Here is a 477-nt window from a genome sequence, read left to right as displayed (position 1 = left end):
CCTATACGGTTGACAGTGCCTGGCGTAATCGCGCCGAGTTCGTGACAGGCCGGGAAGCCATCGAGGCTTTTCTCACCCGCAAATGGAACAAAGAACTCGATTACCGGCTGGTAAAGGAACTTTGGACGTTTGCGGGAAACCGGATCGCTGTCCGCTTCGCCTATGAATACCATGATGACAGCGGCCAATGGTTCAGGGCCTACGGCAACGAAAATTGGGAGTTCGATACGGAAGGGCTGATGCGCCGCCGGATCGCCAGCATTAACGAACATCCAATCGCGGAGTCCGAACGCAAGTTGCATTGGCCTTTGGGTCGTCGCCCCGACGACCATCCTGGTCTCAGCGGTTTCGGCTTCTGATCTGACGCGTGGTCGAGGGTTGGCGACCGTTTTCGCGCTACCCACTGATAGGCCAGCAGAGCCGCTTCGGCGTGCCGCCCGCGACATCTTCCGATCCGCGCGAGCGGCACGCCGAAGC

General features: G+C 59.5%; 1 protein-coding gene. It reads left to right on the top strand.

The genetic code is table 11. From position 1 onward, the window contains the following. Nucleotides 1–359: DUF1348 family protein (locus tag EN906_RS36775; protein ID WP_127375895.1), on the top strand; the 359-nt coding region annotated here is incomplete at its 5' end. Nucleotides 360–477 lie beyond the last annotated feature (118 nt).

Source organism: Mesorhizobium sp. M7A.F.Ca.CA.004.06.1.1 (genome assembly GCF_003999135.1).
Classification (GTDB): domain Bacteria; phylum Pseudomonadota; class Alphaproteobacteria; order Rhizobiales; family Rhizobiaceae; genus Mesorhizobium.
The sequence above is the reverse complement of the archived record's forward strand: the minus strand, read 5'-3'. Positions and strand labels throughout refer to the sequence as shown.